Genomic DNA, 431 nt, shown 5'->3' on the forward strand with positions numbered 1-431 from the left:
CAGCAAGCCGCGTCGCCGCAGGCCGCCGCGACCCTCGCGCCGTCCTTGTCGCCTGCCTTCGATGCGCAGGAAATCATGCTGCCGCAGGCGCGATTGCCCGCCGCCGAGAATTTTGCGCTGGCGGGCCAGGCCCGCAATCCGCTGGCGGCGGCGCTCGACGCCGGACCTTCGGCCGGTGCGACCTTCCTGCTGCAGGAAGCGCTGCAGCAGGTTGGCAACCCGGTGCGGGTCGCCACCACGCCGAAAGACGTTCGTGGCGCGGACATGACCTTTCACACCAACACGCCGCCTCCGCCCATCCGCGGCGCGCTGCCGGCCGCGCAACCGATCGCCACGCCTACGATTGCCCCGCATGCGCCGATCGAAGCCACCGCGCATCATCTGCTTGATGACACCGATGCCGCCATCGCACGGCAAACCCTGCTTCAGGT

The 431-nt window shown here is 69.8% G+C and carries 1 pseudogene; it reads left to right on the forward strand.

From position 1 onward, the window contains the following. A pseudogene (locus CP49_RS48310) lies at nt 1-431 on the forward strand (flagellar hook-length control protein FliK); the annotation flags it as partial.

The sequence above is a fragment of the Bradyrhizobium valentinum genome (assembly GCF_001440405.1).
Taxonomy (GTDB): domain Bacteria; phylum Pseudomonadota; class Alphaproteobacteria; order Rhizobiales; family Xanthobacteraceae; genus Bradyrhizobium; species Bradyrhizobium valentinum.